Raw genomic sequence first — 21205 nt, 5'->3', positions numbered from 1 at the left:
TCCTGACCGGGCAGGGCACCCAAGCGGCAATGCTGGCGGGCAGCTCACCGCTGTGCCTGCGGCCCGCTCGCGGGTGGGACGGGAAAGGCGCGCACCGTGATGCCCGCCTCTTCCAGCGCGGCCCGGATCGCCCGGGCGATCTCCACCGCGTTCGGGTTGTCTCCGTGAATGCACAGCGTGTCCACCTCGAACCCGAAGTGGCCGCCGTCCAGGGCCTCGATCCGGCCCTCCCGCACCATCATCACGGCGCGCCGCGCGGCTTCCCGGGGGTCGTGGATGCTGGAGCCGGACATGGAGCGCGGAGCCAGCCGGCCGTCCCGCAGGTATGCACGCTCGGGAAAGGTCTCCAGCACCACGGGAACCCCGAGTCGCCGGGCCTCGGTCTCCAGCAGGGTGGCGGGCAGCACGACCAGCGGCAGGGTCGGATCGGCATCGTGCGTGGCGTGGGCGATGGCGGCGGCCGTCGGGGCGTGCGTCCAGGCGCGGGTCGAGAGCGCGCCGTGGGCCTTGACGTGCCGCAGCGCCACCCCCTGCGCCCGGCACATCCCCGCCAGCGCCGAGACCTGGTACAGCACGTCGGCGTAGACCTGCTCGGGCGCGGCCTCCAGGATGCGCCGCCCGAAGCCCGGCAGGTCGGGGTAACTCGGGTGCGCCCCCACGCCCAGGCCATGCTGCGCGGCGCGCCGGACGGCGGCCTGCATGGTCAGGGGATCGCCCGCGTGGAAGCCGCAGGCGATGTTCACGCTGCTCAGGTACGGAAACAGGCCCTCGTCGTCGCCCATGACCCAGGCGCCGTAGGACTCGCCTGCGTCGGCATTGAGGTCGATGGAGGTCTTCATCTGGGGTGTTCATTCTAAGCGCGTCGGCGCGTGCCCGGTGGGCGCGTGACTGGATGTCCGGCGAGACGGGTGCCTAGCGGGCCTCCACGCCAGATTCAGGTTGTACACAGCTTTACACACACACATGTGGACGTTCCTGGGGCGAATCGGCAGGAGCCGCTTGTCCTCCCCACGCGTCGAATGATCGCACCGCTCCGAAGGGAGGGCACCTCTGTCCGGGCCTCTCTGCAGACCACCACACACCCGACCCTCCGGAACGCCCGACTCTCTTTCCCCGATCAGCCGACGTCCAGCACGATCTTGCCCACGGTTCGTCCGGTTTCGAGGGCGCGGTGGGCCTCGGCCACCTCTTCGAGCGGATAGGTCTGGGACACATGGGGCCGCAGCCGGCCCGCCTCGACGAGCTTGCCCAGCAGCTCCAGATGCGCGCGGGACGGGTAAACGAGGATGCGCTCGGCCCGCACGCCCCACCGCTCCGCCTCCTCCGCAGACGGCTGACCGGCAATCGAGATCAGCGTGCCCCCCCTGCGGAGCACCCCGAAGGAGCGGGGCAGGGTGTCGCCGCCCACGGTGTCCAGCACGGCGTCCACTCCGCGCACCTGCTCTTCGAAAGGCCGGGCGCGGTAGTCCACGATCTCGTCGGCGCCCAGCGACCGCACGAAGTCGAGGTTCCGGCCCGAGGCCGTGGCGATCACGCGGGCTCCCCGCACCTTAGCGAGCTGCACAGCGAGGTGGCCGACGCCCCCGGCGGCCGCGTGGATCAGCACGGTCTGGCCTCGGCGCAGATCCATGCGCTCGAAGGCCTGATGGGCGGTGAGCGGCGCCAGGGTCAGGGCCGCCGCCTCTCGGGGACTGAGCGTGGCTGGCTTGTGGGCCACATCGCCCACGGGCGCCGTGACGAACTGGGCGTAGGCCCGGCCTTCCTGCGGGAACCGCACCATGCCGTAGACCGCGTCGCCCACCCGGAAGTCCGTGACGCCCGCTCCCAGGGCGTCGACCACTCCGCACACGTCCCAGCCGAGCACCACCGGGAAGGTCTTGAACGGCCCGTTCCGGCGCCATTTGAAATCCACGGGGTTGACGCTCACGGCCTGCACCCGCAGCCGCACTTCGCCCGGTGCCGGTTCCGGGGTGGGCAGCTCGGCGGGCGTGAGGACGTCGGGGTCGCCGTAGTGCTCGATGATCATTGCCTTCATGGATGTCCTCCGGGGGGCCGGGCTCGGGCCTGGGACGGTGGCCCCCGCCGGGTCAGGCCGCCGGCAGCGTGAAGTGGATGGTGGTGCCCGGGCCGTCGTGGGGATCGATCCAGATCCGGCCGCCGTGCCGCTCGATGATCTTCTTGCAGACCGCCAGGCCGATCCCGTTGCCGCCGTCCATGCCCCGGCTCTGGAGGCGCTTGAACATCACGAACACCTGTTCGGCGTGCTCGGGGGCCAGACCGATCCCGTTGTCGCTCAGGGTGAAGCGCACCTGCTCGCCGTCCAGCCCAGGACTCATCCGGTCAGGACTCGGTCGCTCGGCGCTCAGGTGGACGCGCAGCGGCGCGGGCGACCGGAACTTGATGGCGTTGCCCAGCAGGTTGGTCAGCAGCTGCCAGATCTGCCCCTCGTTGGCCTGCACCGTGGGCAGGACATCACAGCTCCAGCGGGCGTCGGGCGGCCAGGGCAGGGTGGGGGTCAGATCGGCCCACAGCGCGGCCACGTCCAGCGGGGCCAGTTCCGCCTGGACACTGACGCGGGCCAGGGCCAGCACGTCGCGCACCAGGGCCCGGGCACGGACGACCTGATCGCCGATCTGTCCCAGGTAGCCGTCGGCGCGGGCGTCCAGCGTGCCCTGGTAGCGGTGACGCAGGACGTCGGCATAGACCCCGATGGTTCTGAGCGGCTCCTGCAGGTCGTGGGAGGCCACGAAGGCGAACTGCGCGAGGTCGCGGTTGCTGGCCTCCAGGGCGGCGTTCTTCTGCTCCAGCTCACGCTGGCTGCGCTCCAGACGGGCGTTGAGTTCGCTCAGCGCGGCGCGGCTGGCCTCCAGTTCGCGGGTGCGCTCCTCCACGCGCTCCTCCAGAGTGCGGTTGAGGGCCGTGACCTCCAGTTCAGCGAGGCGGCGCTGGCTGATGTCCTCGTGGATGACCATGTACAGCGGCTGGCCGCCCTGCAGGGCGCTCACCCTGGCCCGGAAGTACTGGGGCCGCTGCGGCGTGTGGCAGGGATACTCCGTCTCGAAGTACTGGAGGTCGCCGGCGATGACGGCCCGGATGCCCTGGGCCACCGCCCGGCTCACGTCGCTCCCCTCGCCCTCGGCCGCGTCGCAGATGGCCAGATAGTTGCGGCCGACATCGTCGCCCCCGCCGTTGGCCCCGGCGAAGGCCACCCAGCCCTCGTTGACCTCCAGGATGGTGCCCTCGGCGTCCAGGATGGCGATGCTGAAGAGCAGGGAGTCGAGGGCGGCCAGGGAAAAGGTGCGCTCCCGGACGGCGCCGGGCGTCACCCCACACCCGGGCAGAGCGGACAGACTTCGGGTGGGCCGGGCATCTGCGATAAATTATGCCCATGACCCGCCCGCCCTTCAACCTGCTCCTCGTCGAGGATGAGCTGGCCGACGCCCTGATGTTCCAGGAAATGATCGAGGACACCTCGCCGGGTATGCACCTGCACCATGTGGTCAACGGCCACGAAGCCATGCGCTTCCTGCGCCGCGAAACCGGGTACGAGGAGGCCCCGCGCCCCGACCTGATCGTGCTCGACCTGAACATGCCCGTCATGAGCGGGCACGAGTTTCTGGAGCAGGCCAAGGGGCTGGAGTCGATCCGCAGCATCCCGGTGCTGGTGCTGTCCACCTCCGACGCCGCCGAGGACATCCACCGCTCCTACGACTTCCAGGCCAGCGGGTACGTGATCAAGCCCGGCACCTACGCGGAATACGTGAAGGTCATGACGACCATCCAGGCCTACTGGCAGGGCGTGGTGAGCCTGCCCAAGCTGGCCGACCTGGCCGACACCGCCCGCTGAGCGCGCCGCACCGGGCGGCGGGGAGCAGCGGGGGCGTCGCGCCGTTCAGTGCAGCGTGACCCGCAGCGGCGGGCTGCGGCGGGACGCCTTCTGCAGATACATGCGCTGGTCGCTGAGTCTCACCACGTCCCCCTGGGTGCTGGCTTCGTCCGGGTAGGTGGCCAGGCCAAAGCTGACCGCAGCGTGGGGAAAGCCACTCCGGCGCACCTCGGCCATGCCCCGCTGCAGGCCGAGCTGCAGGGCCCCGACGGCCTGCCCCGAGAGCTGAGGCGCGATCAGCGCGAACTCGTCTCCGCCGATGCGGTACAGCCGGCCATGCGGCGCGAACTGCTCCTGCAGGGCGTGGCTCACCGCGCGCAGCAGGGCGTCGCCCTGGTCATGGCCCTGGGCGTCGTTCAGGCCCTTCAGGCCGTCGAGATCCATGGACAGGACGCCGAGCAGGTGCCCGTGTCGCTCGGCCTGCACGAGCGCGGACTCCAGATCCGCCTCGAAGGCCCGGCGGTTGGCGAGCCCGGTCAGCGCGTCGGTAAAGGCCGCCACCTGCAGCGTCCGGATTTCATCGCGGGCCTGGGCATAGCGGGATTCCAGCGCCCGGTGCTCGGCGAGCAGTTGCGTGTCCTGGGCGGCCGGGACACCCGCCAGGCCGTTCTCGCTGTCGGCAGCGGCCCCCGAACGAACCAGGATGTCGAGCACCTGATCGTCTCCAGCCCCCAGTGAGCGCAGGGGCAAGGCGCCCGACTCGTGGAGGGACATCAGGGCCGCAATGATCTCCGGCTGGAACTGCCGCCCGGACTGGCGCTGCAGTTCGGCGAGCACCTCCGGCGTCGTCCAGGGGCGCTTGTACGGCCGCTGGTGGGAGAGCGCGTCGTAGACATCGGCCACCGCCACGATGCGGGCGCTCAGGGGAATGGCGGCGCCGATGAGTCTTGCCGGGTAACCGCCCCCGGCCCAGTGCTCGTGGTGAGACAGCGCGATCTCCTGGGCCATCTGCAGCAGGCGCGAGTCGCCCCCCGACAGGATCTGGCTGCCGATCAGGGTGTGGGCCTTCATCCGCTCGAATTCGTCGGAGGTGAGCCGGTCGGGCTTGAGCAGGATCAGGTCGGAAATACCGATCTTGCCCACATCGTGCAGCCGGGCGGCGAGGCGCAGCAGAGCGACCTCGTCGGCACACAGGCCCAGCTGGGCGCCGAGCAGGGCGGCCACCTGGCCCACGCGCAGCGTATGTTCGCCGGTCACGTCGTCCCGGAACTCGGCCGCGTTGGCCAGGCGGGTGAGCACCTCGACCTGGGCGCGGGCCAGCTCACGGGTGCGGCGCTCGACCCGCGCCTCGGCCTCCTCGTAGGCGCGCTGGGTGGTTTCCGTCCGCATCCGGTACAGCTCGGCCTCATGGTGAGCCCGCTCCACATCGAACTGCACGGTCAGCTGCCGGGTCTGCCGCTCGCGCTGTTCTCCGGCCAGGGTCTGGGTCAGCGCCTGCTGGGCACGCAGATGCACGACCGTCTGGCGCAGGTCGCCGGCCCGCTCGTGCGCCTGTGCCAGCAGCCGGTGGGCCTCCACCACCGCGCGGTGCTGCTCGCCCTGCTGGGCCAGGGGGAGGGCCAGATCGAGCTGTTCGATGGCCTGAAAGATCTCGCCGCGGCGCAGGTAGGTCTCGCCCAGGCCCAGTCGGGCGTCTACCTCGCCGGCCGGGTCGCCGAGTTCGCTGGCGATCGCGAGGGCCTGGCGGTGGTGTTCCAGGGCACGCGGTAAATCTCCCAGCACACACTCCGCCTGACCCAGCCCGTGATGGGCGCAGCCCTGCAGGTAGCGCTGCCCGACCTCGCCCGCCAGCTCCAGCGCCCGCGTGAACAGCGTGCGGGCCTCCTCATGCTTGGCGAGATGGAACGCGGCCCCGGCCAGGTTGTTCAGGCTGTACAGCTCGACCAGTCGGTTGCCCCCGGTTCGCCCCAGGTCGTAGGCCCTCCGGTGGTGGTCATAAGCCTGCGCCAGGTCGTCGATGTCCTCGTACACGTGGGCGATGGTCATCAGGCACTGGGCCGAGAGCACCGGGTCATTCAGATCGGCCAGCAGTTCGAAGGCCCGTTGCAGAGCCAGCAACGCCTCACCATGCTGCAACTGACTCAGATGCACCTGGCCGATGTTGTTCAGCACCTGCGCCGTCCCAGCGACGTCGCCCAGGTCTTCTCTCAGCGACAGCGCCATCCTGAAGCACTCCAGGGACGGCGCCGCCTGCCCACTCATCTGCAGCAGGACGGCCTGCTGGTTCAGGGCCTCCGCTTCGAGGGGCACGCTCCCGGCGGCGCGGGCCAGTTCCAGAGCCAGGGTCAGATGTTCACTGGCCCTGGCGGGTTCCCCGAGTTCCCGGCTCACCTTGCCCAGGGTAATGAGGCTGGCCGCCTGACCGGCCGCGTTTCCGCACCGCCGATAGATCGCGGCCGCGACCTCCAGTTCCTCCTGTGCTTCCTGAAACTGCGCGAGCCGGTGCAGGGCCTGTCCCACGCCCAGCCGGGCCTGAGCTTCTCCCAGTGGCTCACTGGCGACCGTAACCCTGAGGGCCTCCGTGGAGAGTTCCAGAGCGCGGCCGGGATCGGAGGGCAGCAGCGCTGCCGCTGCGGACAACAGTCCATCCAGATGGGCCCGCTGAGGCAGGGGCAAGGTGGGCGGGGGGGACAGTATGGTCATCAGGACTCCTCCCGGTGGGAGAGACGCGCCCTCTTCAGGGCCGGACGGCCGCTTCGATAAAGGCACCGATGTTCAGGCGCCGGCCCAGCTCATCCCTGTAGGGCTGGTTGAGCCTGCTGACATCGTCCCCACTCTTGACCAGCTGATCGGTCAGTTCCTGCGCTTTGACCTTCAGCGGCTGCCCAAGGGCCAGGGCCAGTGAACCGGAGACCATCGGCGCGGCCATCGAGGTGCCGCTCCAGGAAGACACCAGATTGCCGGGTACCGGGCCGAAAACCTGCTCGCCCGGCGCCGTGACCTCCAGTTCCCTCCCGTAGGTCGAGAAGCTGGACTTGCGATCCTGTGCGTCCACACTGCCCACACCCAGGGACAGAGCGCCGAGCCGGCCCCCTTCCTGACCATAGCGGGCCGGGTACGTGATGTGCCGGTCTCCGGAATTGCCCGACGAGGCCACCACATAGACGCCCTGCTCGGTGGCGTAGTTGATCATGCGCTTGAGCACCCCGGTTTTCTGAACTGAGCCCAGCGAGAGGTTGATGACCTGGGCCCCATGCTCCACGGCCCAGTCGATGGCCTGCACCACGGAAGTGGTGTCTCCGCTGCCGTCCGGGCGGAGCGCCCGGATAGGCATGATGCGGGCGTGCGGAGCGACCTGCAGGACGATCCCGGCGACGTTGGTACCGTGGCCGTAGAGGGCGTCATCAAACGTGCCCTCCTCCTGCGGGTCAGCATCCTGCCCGACAAAGTCCCAGCGCTGTGAGGCGGGCACGAGCGAAGCCTGGAACGCTTCGTGTCCCTGGTCGAGACCGGTATCGATGATCGCGACCGTGACCCCTTCGCCGAGACGCGGCGCAAGCGCCCAGGCCCCCTTCAGGTTGGTCTGCTTCCAGAGCGCAGAATTCTCGCTCAGACCACCGACAACACCAGCTCCCCCGCCCCAGAAGTAGGCCCGACCTCCACCCCAGAAATACGCCCGGCCTCCACCCCAGAAGTAGGCCCGGCCGCTGGCCGCCACGCCCGGCGCGTTCCAGGCGCTCGTGGCGCCGCCTCCAGTGATCATCCCCAGGTTGTCCTCGACCTGTGCGCCGCCTACAGCCTGCGCGTGCAGACCAGCCTGAGCCCCGCCCGTCAGTCCGAGAACAGCGAAGCCAGCCTCAGGACGCCAGACCAGCACCTGTCCGTGGGAGGCCTCCTCTACCGACGCACGGGTATCGCCCGCCCGCAGGGTCACGGTCGCTGTGGAAGCGAAACTGGGGGCTGCCTGGAGGGGGCCCTGCACCTGGCTGCATCCGGCCAGCAGAAGGAGCGTCAGGGAGGCGAGGCTGAACCTGAAATTCGAGGTGAGTGACATGGAAGGCTCCTTTGCTGCAGATCGCGGGGCGGGCCAGGCGTGGCGTGAGGCGCCAGAAAGACACGGCGCACCCTAAGGGGCAGGCGGCCCGACCAATGGGACGCCGAGAACGCGCCTGGGGCGAAGTTCTTCCCGAGTGTGCCGATGCACTGTGACTGCCCTGTGACTCGGATGCCAGGACGGCTACGCCCCCGCCGGGGGTCGTGGAGATCGCTCCAGCGGGCTTTATCAAGTCTTAAGTCATATTCAAGTCACAAAAAGAGCGTGCCAGCCGACGTGAACGGCCGGTCAGAAATTCGGGAGCCGTGCCAGAGGGCAGTGGTGGTGATTTCGCCGAAGCTGATCCAGGCCTTGCTCAGAACCCGGACGGGCCAGCTTCGTCGGCCTCCTGACGTCCGGTATGTCCCGACGGGGCGTGACAGGGCCGTCTCCACGCCTCGCTTTTGGAAGAGGATCTGCTCAAAGCAATGCAACGACGTGACCCGGAGTCCAGAGGCGAACGCTGATCCTTCGGTTCTCCAATCGAACCAGCAGGCTCGCCGGGCACCGACGGTGAGAGGCACAGAACCAGTTCTGGCCGGACTTCCTACACTTCTACCTTCAGGCGGGCCGGCTGATCCGTGATCTCGAAGAACTCCCCGTGGGCCATCAGGGTAATCTGCCCGAAGTGTTCCAGCAGCTCGCGGTAGGCGGCGGCCACCGGGCGGGGCTGGCGGTTCAGGTCGTAGAGGCCACAGGCGTTGACGGTGCCGCGCTGCTCGGCCAGCTGGATGTCCCAGTCGATCTGGTCGATCAGGCTGTACCACGTGAAGCCCAGCACCGGCACGCCCTCCTGGCGCATGCTGAGCACGTTCATCCACTGTTTCCAGAGCCAGGCCGGCGCCTGTTCGGGGTCGAAGACGTTGGTCTCGGTGTGGAACACGGGCTTGCGGTAGCGCTCGTAGTAGGCGCGGGTGATCTGCGACCAGCCCAGCACGTCTTCGGCGATACAGACCGTGCCGTCGGGCTTCACGATCTTCTCGTTGCGGCCGTAATAGTCGTTGCCCATGATCTGGTGGCCCGGCGGCTCCCCGGCCATGAACCACTGGTATTCCTCGCGGGTCAGGCCGTTGTCCATCATGTACAGGCAGATGTCGGCGTCGGGCGGCACGGAATAGAGCAGGTCGAAGGCCAGGAAGCGCAGGCGGTTCTGCAGCGCGATCTCGGGGCGCCGGCGGGTGCTGGCGTCGTGCAGGAACTCGGCGCTCTCGCTCTGCACGATGATCGCGTCGGGCCGCACGCGGGCGATGGCGTGGCAGGCCAGGATGTTGGCGGCCGTGGCGTGCTTGAGCGCCGTGACGAAGCCGATCTCGCTCTTGAGCTGCTCGTTCCACAGGCCGTCGCGGCCGCTCGCCCGGGCGGTCACGTAGATCTCGTTCACCGGCGTGTAGTAGCGCACCCAGGGATACCGCCGGGCCACCGCCTCGACATAGGCGGCGAAGTGCACCGGCAGCTCGGGGTTCTGGAAGTTGCCCAGCCAGTCGGGCACCCCGAAGTGCAACAGGTCGAGGATCGGCGTGATGCCCAGGCGGCGCAGCTCGGCCATGGCCTGATCGGCGAATTCCCAGTCGTAGTGCCCCGGCCCCAAATGGACGCGGTGGTAGGGCAGGCCGTAGCGCAGGAAGCGCAGGCCCAGTTCCTTCACCAGCCGCAGGTCGTCGCGCCAGCGCTCGTAATGCCCGCATTCCTCCAGCTGGTCGCGCCGCACGCGGCCGCCCTGGATGGTGGGGTAGGAGCACTCGATCCCGGTGGCGAACATGAAGTTGCTGGCCTGGGCGCTGGGCAGGCCCGAGCCGTCGTGGCCCTGGGCGCCGCCGAATTCGTCCCCGGCGGCGGGGCCGCCCCCCTGACGCTGCTGGATGATGTCGAGAAAACTCGTGCTCATGTCTGCTCCAGGGCGCCCCGATCACAAGCACTCTCACCCTTTCGGCGGGCCGCCAGGAAGCCATCGGCGGTGCGCAGGGAGAGAGCCATGATCGTCAGGGCGGGGTTGACGCTCAGTGCGCTGGGAAAGGTCGAATTGTCGCTGATGTAGAGGTTCTCCAGGTCGTGGGCGCGGCCGTCGGGGCGCACCACGCTGCGGCGGGGGTCACGGCCCATGCGCGCCGTGCCGATCACGTGGGCCGAGCGCTCGAGCGTCCACAAACCGCTCGCTCCGGCGGCCGTCCAGAGGTCGGTCATCAGGCGGGTGGCGTGGGCGTTCATGCGGCGCTCGTTCTCGCCCCACGAGAAGTGGATGCGCGGTTTGGGCAGGCCGCGGCCGTCGGGTTCGTCCGAGAGTTCCAGGAAGTTGCCGGGCTGCGGCAGACAGTCGCCCAGAACGTTGATGCCGGCGGTGTGCCGGTAGCCGCGCATGTGCGAGGTCAGCGCCGCGCCCCAGGTGCCGGTACCGCGCGCGAACTGCGAGGCGTAGGTCACGGGCATCACACCGATGCTCTGCACGAGGTAACCGCCCGCGAAGTCCGCGCCCTCCGGGCGGTGGGTGTCCTCGGAGATCAGGGCGCCGGGGATGCCCTTGTGGGGCCGCACCTCCTCCTCCACCTGCCCCCACAGCTGGGTGCCCACGTGGGCCATGAAGTTGCGCCCGACCTGCCCGCTGGAGTTCGCCAGCCCGAGCCGCAGCAGCAGCCGGGGGGTCTCGATGGCGCCCGCCGCCAGAAAGACCGCCCCTGCCCGCACGCGGCGTTCCTGGCCACCCTGCCGGTACACCACGCCGGTCACGCGGTCGCCGCGCCGCTCCAGATCGGTCACGAAGCAGCCAGCGCGGATCTCGGCGCCGTGGCGGGTGGCCAGCGGCAGGAAGGTCACGTCCATGCTGGCCTTGGCCCCCACCGAGCAGCCGGCCTGACAGAACCCCCGGTTGGTGCAGGCGGGCCGCAGGCCGTAGCCCTCCTGCTCCTGCGGGCGGCTGAGCGCGGCGTTGGGAGCGGGCGAGGTGCGCAGGCCGACCGCCTCGGCCCCCCGCTGCATGAGCTGGGCCGCGCCGTTCAGGGGCAGCGGCGGGTGGGCGTAGCCCTGGCGGCGCGGCGGCCCCCAGGGATAGGTGGCCGGGCCGGACACGCCCAGAAAGCCCTCCAGCTCGTCGAAGTACCCCTCCAGCTTCGAAAACGCCAGCGGCCAGTCCTCGCCCACCCCGAAGGTGCGGCGTAGGTGGAAGTCGTCGGGCTGGGGGCGGGGCACGTAGGCGGTGTAGTGCAGGGTCGAGCCGCCCACGCCGCAGCCGGAATTGTTGTTGCCGAACGGGAGGGGGTTGGCCCCGGCCGAGAGCCGCTCGTCGCGCCAGAAGAGCCCGGCCTGGGCGCGTTCGTCGGTGGGCATGGCCTCTGGCGGGTGGGCCTCGCCCGCTTCCAGCGCGAGCACGCGCAGCCCCGCCTGAGCCAGCCGGGCCAGCAGCGGTGCGCCGCCCGCGCCCGTCCCGATCACCACGGCGTCGAAGTCCTGGCGCCCTGAACCGTGCGGCCCGCTGTCCTGCCGCCCCATGTCCCTCAAGTCAGCCATGACGCTCCGGACTGGGAGCGGCCCCGCCCACCTGTGGCTCCCACTCTTCGCGTTCGTCCAGCCCGATGCGCGTCCAGCCGGGAGCGTCGGCGAAGGGCGCCACCCCCAGGCTCACCTGCACGAGCGGATGACTGTAGTACACCTCGGTCAGCTCGGCCAGCAGATCCTCGAAGGCGTGGGGCAAGCGCTCCTGCAGGCGGCGGAGGTGTGCGTCCTGGCCCTCGCTGGGCTGATTCACGAAATCTACCGGTAGCACGTCCAGCAGCTCTTTCAGCGCCTCCAGGTCGGGCGGCGTGTCGTCGTAGCGCCAGCCGTCGCCCAGGCCACTCGCCAGTCGGTGATCCACCGCTCCCGCCAGGTCGGGCTCACCGGGAACGAACAGCGCGGGATCAGGGGGCACTAGGCGCCGGGCCACCGCCTGCAGCCGGCTGAACTCGTCGGCCTGCAGGGCACGCGGCTCGTGTCGTGCCTCTAGCCGCTCCTCCAGCACCTGCCGGGTAGGACTGGTGACGTGCGGGGACTTCAGGAGTTCGGCCAGGGTGGCCCCGGCGCCTTGTGGGTCGCGGCTCACGCGTCGCTCGACAGCTTGCCGCCCGTGACGTGCAGCAGGGAGCCCATCACGAACGAGCTGTCGGCGCTGGCCAGGAACACGTAGGCGGGGGCCAGCTCCTCGGGCTGTCCGGGGCGGCCCAGCGCGACCTCGTGGCCGAACTGCTGCACCTCCTCCAGCGGCATGGTGCCGGGGATGTTGGGTGTCCAGACCGGCCCCGGCACCACGGCGTTGATGCGGATGCCGTTGCCCAGCTTGCCGAACTGCAGGGCCAGCGCGCGGGTCAGGGCGTGGATGGCCCCCTTGGAGGCGCAGTAGTCCACCAGCAGCTCATTGCCGGTCTGCCCGACGATCGAGCCGGTATTGATGATCGCGTCGCCCTCCGACAGGTGCGGCAGCGCGGCCTGGATCATGAAGACGTAGCCGAAGAGGTTGGTCTCCAGCGTGCGCCGCAGCTGCTCCTCCCCGATGTCCAGGATGCTGGTCTGGGTTTTCTGGTAGGCGGCGTTGTTCACCAGGACGTTCAGGCCACCGTATTCCTGCACCGTGCGCTCCACGGCGTCCGAGCAGGCGGCCTTCCTCCGGACATCGGCCCGGATCACGAGGCACGACCCGCCCCGGGCCTCGACCATCGCGCGGGTGTCCTCGGCATCGGCGTCGTTCTCGTTGTAGACGATAGCGACCTGGGCGCCCTCGAGCGCATAGGCCAGCGCGACCGCGCGCCCGATGCCGCTGTCGCCGCCGGTGATCAGGGCGACCTTGCCGCGCAGCTTGCCGGCCGCCCGGTACTCGCTCAGCTCCGTCTGCGGCGCGATCGTCATCTCGGACTGCCTGGCCGGGTAGGGCAGCAGCTGGGCGTCTTTAAAGTCCTCCGCCTTCGGTCGCTCGGTCATCAGGCCTGCAGTGTCGGGGCCGGCTGGCGCGCTGTTTGTCGGCGATCCCACCGGCCCGCGCAGGCTCAAGGAACGCCCAAGGGTCAGGCCCGGAACGAGATACCCCGTCCGGGCCTGACTCTTGGGTCGGGCTGCGCTTCAGATTCTTAGAGGAGTGAGATCAGGCGCGAATCCGACATTCAGTCGCTGCTCTGAGGAGTGCCGGTTGGGCGGGCGTCCTGCGTCCCGGACAGGGTTCCTTGCGCTGCGCCCTGCACGCGGGGATCGACGACCAGCACCTCGTAGCGCAGTTCCACAGGCGTCTGCCGGGTCTCCAGCACGCTGCGCTTCCCGATGCGGACTTCCTCGACCACGAAGGGCTCGGTGGTCACCACGGTCTGCTCGTCGTAGAGCACCACCTCGCGCGACTCGCCCGGCTGGAGCAGGTCGTCCCCGATATAGACGGCCGGGCCACCCGCGCTGACCTCGATGTGCAGCACCTCGCGGCGCAGTTCGGTGGTGACCGTTTCCTGACGGGTCTGCACCTCGCGGCGCACCGTCACCTGGCCCCGCGGACTCCGCTCGCGCTTGACCTCGACCATCTCCTCGCGCAGTTCCAGCGTGCCCAGCAGGGTGACGTCCGGCGAGTTCCAGTCGGCCTCGGTCGCGGCCCTGACCAGTCCCTCGGACAGGCCCGGCAGATCGGCATTGTTCTGAGTCATGTTCCTCCTTCTATTTCCAGATATTCAATCGGAGACGGGGACGGCTCGCACCGCCCCCGCCTGAAGATGTCGAACAGGCCTCAGCGGCGGTCGATCTTGCCGTCCAGGGGATCTGCGGCGTCCTTCACAGCGTCCACACCGCGTTCCAGCGCGTTGCGACCGTCCTGCCCGGCGGCCATCTGGCCGTTGACTTCACCGCTGACCGCCACTTCTCCGGTGCGGGTCACGTCCAGCACCTCACGGCCCACGGTGTCGCTGATGGTCTGCTGCTGGGTCTCGGTGCGCTTGCCGATCTCGACCTCTTCGGTCACGTAGGCCTGCTTCTGGGCGGTGGCCCGCTCGGCCTCCAGATCCACCCGGATGGTCTCGGTGGCGGCGCCCAGCGTGACGTTGCCCTCGACCGGCCGGGGCTCGCTCACCGCGCGGCGCTCGATGACCACTTCCTCGTGCGAGACGTCCACGTTGACGTTCTCGGTGCGGGTCTCGACGCGCTTGCCGACCTCCACGCTGCCGGCCACGTACTTCTCCTTGTTGACCAGCAGGCGCTCTTCCAGCAGCTGCAGGCGCTGGGGCGTGGTGAACATCTTCTCGTCGCTGTAGTGGTCGGCGGCGCGGGGCGTGGCCGAGGCGGCCGCCGGCGCCACGTAGGCGTCGCCGGTCAGCGTGCGGATGTCGGAGACCTGGGCCTCGTCGTTGTAGTCCATGCCCGGCTCGTAGGCGGTCATGCCCTTGACCTGATCCTTGGTCAGGCTGTCGAGGTACACGCCGTCGTCTTCCATGCGGGCCATGCCCACGGGCACCACCACTTCACGGCTGGTGAACCAGGAACCCACCTCCACGACGATGTAGCGGATCTTGCCGCCATCCTCGGCCAGCAGCTCACGGACGGTGCCGATCTTCTCGCCGCCGCTGCCGTAGACGGCCTGGCCGATGACAGCCTCGTGGGTACCGGACAGATCGTAGTTGCGGTCGCGGACAAGATCGGACAGAGGGGTCATTTTCGTCATAGGAACTCCTTGAAAACAGGTGATCTGGCACCGGGTCGTAATGTTGTGGGCCGTGATCGAAAGTGTGGGGAGTCGATGCCCCCCGTACCTGCGGAAAGGATGAAGTTCTTAAAGTTGTGAGGCTCACTTAACAGCCCATGAACTTAAAGGAAGCAGTCCATGAAGCGCTCAGAGGCCCCCACCTCAAAGGTGTCCCGCACACTGGGCCTCATGACTTCCGGCACCTACTCCAACGACCCCCTCGCCAATCAGAACGCCAGTGAGCGTCTGCTCAACGAGGCCAACTCCCGTCCCCGCATCAGCTGGCGCGGCATCTTCGCCGGCGTCGTCGCCGGTATCGCCGTACAGGTCGCGCTGAGCCTTCTGGGAGTGGCCATCGGCGCGGGCACCATCGACACCGCCGGCGGCCTGGCCCTGAGCGCCGTGATCTGGGGCGCGCTGAGCCTGCTTATCAGCTCGTTCCTGGCGGGCTACACCGCCGTGCGCGCCGGCAACCAGGCCCTGGTCACGCGCGGCCAGTTCACGGGCCTGCTGACCGGCTTCCTGATGATGCTGGCGCTGACCCTGGTGCTGTCCAACGTGGTGCGCGGGCTGGTCGGCACTGCCAGCAACGTGATCGGCAGCGTGGCGACCGGCGCGGCCAACGCCGCCACGGCGGCCGGCTCCGCCGCCGCCGCCAATCCCGGCACCCAGGACGCTGCGCAGTCGCTGCTCGGTTCGCTCAACGCCGATACCATCGGCCAGATCATCGGCGAGGCCAGCCCCGGCCTCAGCGAGGAGCAGTCTACGGCCGCCGCCCGCGTGGTCAGCGGCATCATCACGCGCGCCGGCAACGACCTCGGCGAGAACCTGGGCAATGTCTCGAACGTCAGCGACTTCGTGACCAACCGGGTCAACAACATCCAGAATGCGCTGAGCGGCCCTGAATTCGTGACCCGTCTGACCCGCCAGGGCCTGACCCAGCAGCAGGCGCAGGCCACCCAGACCGCCATCGTGGCTCAGGCCAAGAGGGTGCAGCAGCAGGCCACCGACGCGGCGGAAGCGGCGGCGCGTATCGCCCGTCAGGCCGCCACCACCGCCGCCTGGGCCAGCCTGCTGGCCGCCGGCCTGATCATCGGCGCCTCGGTGCTGGGCGGCCACCGCGCCGCGAGCACCCGCGAGAAGATCCGCGACGCCGCCCAGAAGAGCTGAGGGCGCCGGAGACCGCATCGGAATACGAGAGTGCAGCGCCCCAGACGATTGGTCTGGGGCGCTCTCGTGAGAAGTCACGAGCAGGCCTATAGAGGGGACACCGCATGGATCACGCAGAAGGAACGTTGAGACGCTTTCGGGGAGAAGTGATGGCTGGCGTGGAGCAGACAGAGCCGGTGGAGGGGAATCAGCCCTGGGCGGCCAAGCCGGCTGCTCCCGCTGAGCTTCCACAGGTCGGGGCCGAGCCGGCGGCTGCAGCTGAGGCCGAGGTTCAGCCTCCTCCTCCGGCCTTCTCGTCATTCGTGCTGGGGGGCTTCGAGTGCTCGACCCACCGCCGACCCTCGGGCCGCCGCATCGACATCATCGACGCCACCGCCCACGACCGGCTGGCCCGGCAGGACTACGAGCGGCTGCGGGCCAGCGGGCTGGGCGGGGCCCGCGACGGCCTGCGCTGGCACCTGATCGAGACGGCGCCGGGACACTACGACTTCCGCAGCGCCCAGCTGCAGGTTGAGGCGGCGCGAGGGAGCGGCCTGACAGTGATCTGGGATCTGCTGCACTACGGCGTGCCCGATCACGTGGATGTCTTCGCCCCGGACTTCCCGCAGACCTTCGCCGCCTTCGCCCATGCCGCGACCACCTGGCTGCGGGCCCACACCCAGGGCGAACTGTGGCTGTGCCCGGTCAACGAGATCTCCTTCTTCGCCTGGGGCGGGGGCGACGTGGGGTATCTGCCGCCCTTCGCCCGGGGCCGGGGCCCGACCCTCAAGGCCAACCTCGTGCGCGCGGCCATCGCGGCGATGGACGCGGCCCGCGCGGTCGATCCGGCGGTGCGCTTCGTCCACGCCGAGCCGCTGATCCAGGTGACGCCCCACCCGGAGCGCCCCGACGAGGCCCACCACGCCCGGATCGTCCACGACTCCCAGTACGAGGCGCTGGACATGTTGATGGGCCGCGTCCGGCCCGAGCTGGGCGGCGCCCCACACTACGTGGACGTGGTGGGGGTGAACTATTACCCCTACAACCAGTGGCGGCACCACGGCGACCACGGCCAGCGCGAGGTGCTGCCCCTGGGCCACCCGGACGCGCGCCCCCTGGCCTCGCTGCTGGGCGAGGTGTATGCCCGCTTCGGCCGGCCGCTGCTGATCGCCGAGACGGGCACAGAGGACGAGGCGCGGGCGCCCTGGTTCGAGGAGGTGGCGACCCAGGCCCTGCGGGCCGCGCGGGCCGGCGTGCCGGTGCTGGGAGTCTGCCTGTATCCCGTGGTGAACCACCCGGGCTGGGACGACGACCGCCACTGCCACAACGGCCTGTGGGACTACCCGGATGAACTGGGTCACCGCGCGGCCTACGGCCCCCTGGCCGACGCCGTGACGCGGGTGCTGCGGGCCGCCGCCCGGGCCGAGGGCGAGCCCGCCGAGGAGGTAGCGCCCACGCCGCCGGACGCCCGCACCGCGCTGGACAGCGCCCGCGCCCGCTTCCGGCAGGCGCTGGAGACGATCGAGGCCGAGGCCGACGCCCGGGGCGCCGACGGCGCCTTCCCGGCCGCGTCGTTCGCCGCGCTGCGGGACGCCGGGCTGCTCACAGTCACGCTGCCCCCACCAGACGGCGGCGACGGGCTCGCAGGCCCCGGACTGCTGGAACTGCTGCGCTCGGTCGGGCGGGCCAGCCTGAGCGTCGGCCGCGTCTACGAGGGCCATCTCAATGCCCTGGAGCTGATCGCCCGCTACGGCACCCCGGAGCAGCGCACGCAGGCAGCCCAGGACGCCGGCCACGGTGAACTGTTCGGCGTGTGGAACACCGAGGAGGCGCCGGGCGTGGCCCTGGTCAGTCGGCCCGACGGGGGCTGGACACTGAGCGGCGCCAAGGCCTTCACCTCCGGGGCCGGGTTCGTGGGCCGGGCGCTGGTGCCGGCCGAGCTGCCCGGCGGCCAGGGGCGCACGATGGTGCTGCTGCGTGGCCCGGTGCCCCCCGAACGCTTCGATCCCGCCTTCTGGACGCCGCTGGGGATGCGCGCCACGCTCAGCCTGCGCGCCGACCTCACGGGCCTGCCGGTGGAGCCCGGCGACCTGATCGGCCCACCCGGCGCCTACTACGCCCAGCCCGAGTTCGGCGGCGGCGCCCTGCGTTTCCTGGCGGTGCAGCTGGGCGGCGCCGACGCGCTGCTGGAGGCCGGCTGCAGCGCGCTGCGCCAGATCGGCCGGGCCGGCGACGACGTGCAGCGCCTGCGCTTCGCCGAACTGGCCGCCGGACTGGAGGCCGCCTGGCAGACCGTGCTCCAGGGCGGGCGGCTGCTGGCCCAGTCCCGGTTGGCCCACCTCCAGCGGGAACCGTCCCAGGGGAGCGAGGCCACGCTGGCCTATATCCACCTCGCGCGGATGGTCACCGAGGACGCCTGCCTGCGCTGCGCCGAGGGCATCGAGCGGGCCGTGGGCGCCCGCGGGCTGCTGCAGCCGGGCATCACCCGCCGCCTGCTCGACCTGCGGATGTACCTGCGCCAGCCGGCTCCCGACGCCGCCCGGCTGGCCCTGGGCCGCCACGTGCTGGAAGGGCCGGGCTGGCCCGACGCGGGTTGGAGCCTGACCGGGGACACCCTGTGAGCGCGCGGATCACGCGGGAGACGCGGACACACGTCCAGATCCAGCCGGACGAGGTGAAGCTGCTCGACCCCCGCACCCTGCCGGGCCCGGTCTGGGTGGTCTCCCCTCACCCGGACGACGAGGCGCTGGGCTGCGGGGCCCTGATCGCGGCGCTGACCACGCTGGGGCAGGACGTCTGGGCGCTGCTGGTGAGCGACGGCGCGGCCTCCCATCCGGGGTCGCGGGCCTTCCCGCCCTCCCGGCTGAGCGCGCTGCGCCTGAGCGAGTGGCGCGCCGGGCTGGCCGAGCTGGGGGTGCCCCCCGAGCACACGCAGACGCTGAACCTGCCCGACGGAGCGCTCGACCGCTGCGACCCGGCGGTGATCCGGCCCCGGCTGCAGGCGGCGTTCGCCGGGGCGCCGCCGCGCACCCTGCTGCTGCCCTGGCGGCGTGACCCCCACCCGGATCACCGCGCCTGCTGGACGCTGCTCATGGCCGCGCGCCCGGCGGGATGCCGGGTGCTGGGCTACAGCGTGTGGCTCACCGAACGGGGCACCCCGGACGACTGGCCGCCCGCCGACGAGGCCCGGCCCTGGGCCTTCGAGATCGGCGGGGCCGCCGCCCGCAAGAGCCGGGCGATCTCCGCCCACGCCTCTCAGCTCGGCCTGATCCAGGACGACCCGGGCGGCTTCACGCTCGCCGAGGCCATGGTCGCGCGGGCGGTGCGTGGCCCGGAGCGGCTGTTCGAGCCCCTGGAATCGGGTGGAACCGCTGAGTCCCTGTCGCGCCAGGACGGGGCCCCGTGACCCTACCCGACGACTACTTCGAGGACGTGTACCGCGCCAACGCCGACCCCTGGCAGTTCGAGACCAGCGCCTACGAGGCGGCCAAGTACGAGCGCACCCTGGCCGCCCTGCCCCGGGCCCACTACGGGCGGGGGCTGGAGGTCGGCTGCTCGATCGGGGTGCTCACCTCCCGGCTGGCCGGGCGGGTGGAGCAGCTGCTCAGCCTGGACGTCAACGACCGGGCCCTCAGCGCGGCCCGCGCCCGCAACGCGGCCCATCCCCACGTCCGCTTCGAGCGGCGCCGCCTGCCCGGCGGCCTGCCCCCCGAGTCCTTCGACCTGATCGTGCTCTCCGAGGTGCTGTACTACCTCTCGCCGGAGGATCAGCAGAGGGCGCTGGACGAGGTGCTGGCCCGCCTGGCGCCGGGCGGGACGGTGATTCTGGTGCACTGGACACCGCCCGTTCACGACTATCCGCAGACCGGCGATCAGGTTCACGAGGCCGCGCTCCTCCGCTTCGGGCAAACGCTGAAGTACCTCCACGGCGAGCGGCACGGCGACGGGCGGCAGGGCTACCGGCTGGATGTCTGGGTTGAGCCCTCATGAGACCGGCTCTCCGGCAAGGGGCTCTGGCACAGGAGGCCAGCCTCGCCAGAAGCCGTGCCTTCGCTGGAACCGATGTCCCGGCCGGGCGTGCCGGAAGCCTGCGGCTGAGTCTGTGGCGCGGGCATGGGACGTGACCGGAGACCGGTGACCGTCTCCCCTGGAGACACCTCCGCCAGGGCCTGGCGCAACGCCCGCAGGGCCTGGGTCACGGGCTCGGCGGGATAGCGCTCCCTCCACAGCCCGCCCTGCTCGCGGGCCCGGTGGGCGTGGTGCAGCGCCAGCCCCAGACGCGGGGCCTCCAGGGCGTCCCGCAGGGCCTGCTCGGGCAGCATCCAGTGGTGGCCGATCCGGGCCAGCATCGGCCCAGACTGCCTGATGCCGGACTGCTCAGTGCCTGTATGTCGGGTGCCCGCGTGCCCATACACGGCCCGGAGCGCCGCCTCGGCCCGCGCCAGTGCGGCGACCTCTGCGGCACCGGGCACCGTCCAGCACTCCGGGCCGTTCTGCCACTCCTGCAATTGCGTGGAAAGCCCCACGGGCACCCGGCCGCTCAGGCGGGCACTGGTATAGGCCCGTGCCTGAAGCGTGTGGCGCAGGGGCAGGTCGGCGTGCCTCAGCGCCTGCACCAGCGCGACGTCCTCCAGGCAGGGCACCTCGGGCAGGCCGCCCACCGCCCGGTACGCCCAGACGTGCAGGGCGAGGCTGGCCCCGAAGTGCTGCCAGTGCCTGGGCCAGGGATCGTGCGGATCGGGGTCGAGCCGGGCCGTGAGCTGCGTGGCGGCCCAGCGGTACGCGCAGTCGAGCAGATGGGTGTGGCGGATGGGTGCGCTCAGGCGGGCACGCTCCCCCGGATCGAGCATCAGCCGGCCCGCCGAGGCCGCCGAGCAGCGCAGCGGCGCGAGCAGCCCCGCCAGCCAGTCCGGGTGCGTCAGGGTGTCGGCGTCGGTGGAAACGATGATCCCCTGCTCCCCGGCGAGGTCGGCGGCCAGATCCAGGGCCAGCCGGCGCGCGCCGCCGACATTGGCCTGCGGCAGCGCGAGCGTGACCTCATGGACGTGAAGGTCGAGTCCGGCGGGCCGAGTGCGGCGCCCCACCTCGGCGGTTTCGTCGCGGCAATTGTTGGCCAGCAGGAGAACTGAGAAGGGGGGCAATGGCCCCCGCTGCGCCGCGAGCGCATGCAGGGCCCGCGAGATGCGCATGGCCTCGTCCCGTGCGGGCAGGGCGATCACGATCTGCGGGGGGGGTGGGGGGGCCACGGGCCGCCCAGGATAGCGGGCGGCTCGCCTGCCGTCTTGAGCCTGGCTTACAGCCGACTAGACGTGTTTCCCGCCCGTGAGTGGCTCTGTGTGTGAGGGGTGGCAGGAACGCAGGCCCTCCAGGGCGCACATTTCTGAGCGGAACCGACTCCGGGGCCGTCCCAGGGACACAAAAGCGTGAAGAACTCTTGAACATTTTCTCTGCTCAGCCGTTAGTTCCA

The 21205-nt window shown here is 70.5% G+C and carries 17 protein-coding genes; 5 read left to right on the top strand and 12 right to left on the bottom strand.

Annotation, left to right across the window (positions count from 1 at the left end):
* Positions 1-44: 44 nt before the first annotated feature.
* The 3 genes from CVO96_RS19075 to CVO96_RS19065 form a co-directional block, all read right to left on the bottom strand.
* Positions 45-839: a LamB/YcsF family protein gene (locus tag CVO96_RS19075; protein ID WP_103314044.1), complete on the bottom strand. Its 795-nt coding sequence runs from the start codon at positions 837-839 to the stop codon at positions 45-47.
* A gap of 278 nt (positions 840-1117) precedes the next feature.
* Positions 1118-2035 carry an NADP-dependent oxidoreductase gene (locus CVO96_RS19070; RefSeq protein WP_103314043.1) on the bottom strand — a complete coding sequence of 306 codons (918 nt, stop codon included), beginning with the start codon at positions 2033-2035 and terminating at the stop codon, positions 1118-1120.
* A gap of 52 nt (positions 2036-2087) precedes the next feature.
* A complete protein-coding gene (locus CVO96_RS19065) occupies positions 2088-3326 on the bottom strand; it encodes a PAS domain-containing sensor histidine kinase (RefSeq protein WP_103314042.1) in 1239 nt (412 codons plus the stop codon).
* A gap of 62 nt (positions 3327-3388) precedes the next feature.
* On the opposite strand from CVO96_RS19065, the gene CVO96_RS19060 reads away from it, so the two are divergent.
* Complete coding sequence (locus CVO96_RS19060) at positions 3389-3847, top strand: response regulator (RefSeq protein WP_103314106.1); 459 nt, start codon at positions 3389-3391, stop codon at positions 3845-3847.
* 45 nt (positions 3848-3892) lie between these two features.
* On the opposite strand, the gene CVO96_RS19055 is transcribed toward CVO96_RS19060, so the two are convergent.
* From CVO96_RS19055 to CVO96_RS19020, 8 genes are all read right to left on the bottom strand, one after another.
* Entirely contained in the window at positions 3893-6529 is a 2637-nt protein-coding gene (locus CVO96_RS19055) for a tetratricopeptide repeat protein (protein ID WP_103314041.1), read from the bottom strand.
* A gap of 34 nt (positions 6530-6563) precedes the next feature.
* Positions 6564-7880 carry a S8 family serine peptidase gene (locus CVO96_RS19050; RefSeq protein ID WP_103314040.1) on the bottom strand — a complete coding sequence of 439 codons (1317 nt, stop codon included), beginning with the start codon at positions 7878-7880 and terminating at the stop codon, positions 6564-6566.
* A gap of 586 nt (positions 7881-8466) precedes the next feature.
* Complete coding sequence (locus CVO96_RS19045) at positions 8467-9804, bottom strand: family 1 glycosylhydrolase (RefSeq protein WP_103314039.1); 1338 nt, start codon at positions 9802-9804, stop codon at positions 8467-8469.
* Positions 9801-11417 carry a GMC family oxidoreductase gene (locus tag CVO96_RS19040; RefSeq protein WP_243398517.1) on the bottom strand — a complete coding sequence of 539 codons (1617 nt, stop codon included), beginning with the start codon at positions 11415-11417 and terminating at the stop codon, positions 9801-9803. The genes CVO96_RS19045 and CVO96_RS19040 overlap by 4 nt, the downstream gene beginning before the upstream one ends.
* Positions 11410-11988, bottom strand: coding sequence for a hypothetical protein (locus CVO96_RS19035; RefSeq protein WP_103314037.1), 579 nt, complete (start codon positions 11986-11988; stop codon positions 11410-11412). Before CVO96_RS19035 ends, CVO96_RS19040 begins: the two co-directional genes overlap by 8 nt.
* Positions 11985-12860 (bottom strand): SDR family oxidoreductase, encoded by an 876-nt coding sequence (locus tag CVO96_RS19030; protein WP_103314036.1) that lies wholly within the window; start codon positions 12858-12860, stop codon positions 11985-11987. The genes CVO96_RS19035 and CVO96_RS19030 overlap by 4 nt, the downstream gene beginning before the upstream one ends.
* Before the next feature lie 179 nt (positions 12861-13039).
* Positions 13040-13561, bottom strand: a complete 522-nt coding sequence (locus tag CVO96_RS19025) for a YsnF/AvaK domain-containing protein (protein WP_103314035.1) — start codon at positions 13559-13561, stop codon at positions 13040-13042.
* A gap of 80 nt (positions 13562-13641) precedes the next feature.
* The gene (locus tag CVO96_RS19020; protein ID WP_103314034.1) at positions 13642-14568 is read right to left on the bottom strand and encodes a PRC and DUF2382 domain-containing protein; all 927 of its coding nucleotides are present in this window, start codon (positions 14566-14568) and stop codon (positions 13642-13644) included.
* Between the two features lie 210 nt (positions 14569-14778).
* Here CVO96_RS19020 and CVO96_RS19015 point away from each other — a divergent pair, with 210 nt between their 5' ends.
* From CVO96_RS19015 to CVO96_RS19000, 4 genes are all read left to right on the top strand, one after another.
* A complete protein-coding gene (locus tag CVO96_RS19015) occupies positions 14779-15759 on the top strand; it encodes a hypothetical protein (protein ID WP_133161862.1) in 981 nt (326 codons plus the stop codon).
* Between the two features lie 149 nt (positions 15760-15908).
* Positions 15909-18359 carry an acyl-CoA dehydrogenase family protein gene (locus tag CVO96_RS19010; protein WP_103314032.1) on the top strand — a complete coding sequence of 817 codons (2451 nt, stop codon included), beginning with the start codon at positions 15909-15911 and terminating at the stop codon, positions 18357-18359.
* Positions 18356-19144 carry a PIG-L deacetylase family protein gene (locus CVO96_RS19005; RefSeq protein WP_243398516.1) on the top strand — a complete coding sequence of 263 codons (789 nt, stop codon included), beginning with the start codon at positions 18356-18358 and terminating at the stop codon, positions 19142-19144. The genes CVO96_RS19010 and CVO96_RS19005 overlap by 4 nt, the downstream gene beginning before the upstream one ends.
* On the top strand, positions 19141-19728 hold the full coding sequence (locus CVO96_RS19000; protein WP_103314031.1) for a class I SAM-dependent DNA methyltransferase: 588 nt from the start codon (positions 19141-19143) through the stop codon (positions 19726-19728). The genes CVO96_RS19005 and CVO96_RS19000 overlap by 4 nt, the downstream gene beginning before the upstream one ends.
* Here the strand turns inward: CVO96_RS19000 and CVO96_RS18995 are convergent.
* Positions 19695-20984 (bottom strand): glycosyltransferase family 2 protein, encoded by a 1290-nt coding sequence (locus CVO96_RS18995; RefSeq protein ID WP_243398515.1) that lies wholly within the window; start codon positions 20982-20984, stop codon positions 19695-19697. The genes CVO96_RS19000 and CVO96_RS18995 overlap by 34 nt on opposite strands.
* Between the last annotated feature and the right edge of the window lie 221 nt (positions 20985-21205).

It is taken from the genome of Deinococcus koreensis (assembly GCF_002901445.1).
In the GTDB taxonomy this organism is placed as follows: domain Bacteria; phylum Deinococcota; class Deinococci; order Deinococcales; family Deinococcaceae; genus Deinococcus; species Deinococcus koreensis.
Note: the sequence above shows the minus strand (reverse complement) of the source record. Positions and strands in the feature narration are given on the sequence as shown.

Coding starts and splice junctions, on each gene's coding strand:
- CVO96_RS19060 (WP_103314106.1), top strand. CDS start 3,389: ATGACCCGCCCGCCCTTCAACCTGCTCCTCGTCGAGGATGAGCTGGCC.
- CVO96_RS19010 (WP_103314032.1), top strand. CDS start 15,909: ATGGCTGGCGTGGAGCAGACAGAGCCGGTGGAGGGGAATCAGCCCTGG.
- CVO96_RS19030 (WP_103314036.1), bottom strand. CDS start 12,860: ATGACCGAGCGACCGAAGGCGGAGGACTTTAAAGACGCCCAGCTGCTG.
- CVO96_RS19045 (WP_103314039.1), bottom strand. CDS start 9,804: ATGAGCACGAGTTTTCTCGACATCATCCAGCAGCGTCAGGGGGGCGGC.
- CVO96_RS19040 (WP_243398517.1), bottom strand. CDS start 11,417: ATGGCTGACTTGAGGGACATGGGGCGGCAGGACAGCGGGCCGCACGGT.
- CVO96_RS19020 (WP_103314034.1), bottom strand. CDS start 14,568: ATGACGAAAATGACCCCTCTGTCCGATCTTGTCCGCGACCGCAACTAC.
- CVO96_RS19050 (WP_103314040.1), bottom strand. CDS start 7,880: ATGTCACTCACCTCGAATTTCAGGTTCAGCCTCGCCTCCCTGACGCTC.
- CVO96_RS19015 (WP_133161862.1), top strand. CDS start 14,779: ATGACTTCCGGCACCTACTCCAACGACCCCCTCGCCAATCAGAACGCC.
- CVO96_RS19070 (WP_103314043.1), bottom strand. CDS start 2,035: ATGAAGGCAATGATCATCGAGCACTACGGCGACCCCGACGTCCTCACG.
- CVO96_RS19055 (WP_103314041.1), bottom strand. CDS start 6,529: ATGACCATACTGTCCCCCCCGCCCACCTTGCCCCTGCCTCAGCGGGCC.
- CVO96_RS19075 (WP_103314044.1), bottom strand. CDS start 839: ATGAAGACCTCCATCGACCTCAATGCCGACGCAGGCGAGTCCTACGGC.
- CVO96_RS19025 (WP_103314035.1), bottom strand. CDS start 13,561: ATGACTCAGAACAATGCCGATCTGCCGGGCCTGTCCGAGGGACTGGTC.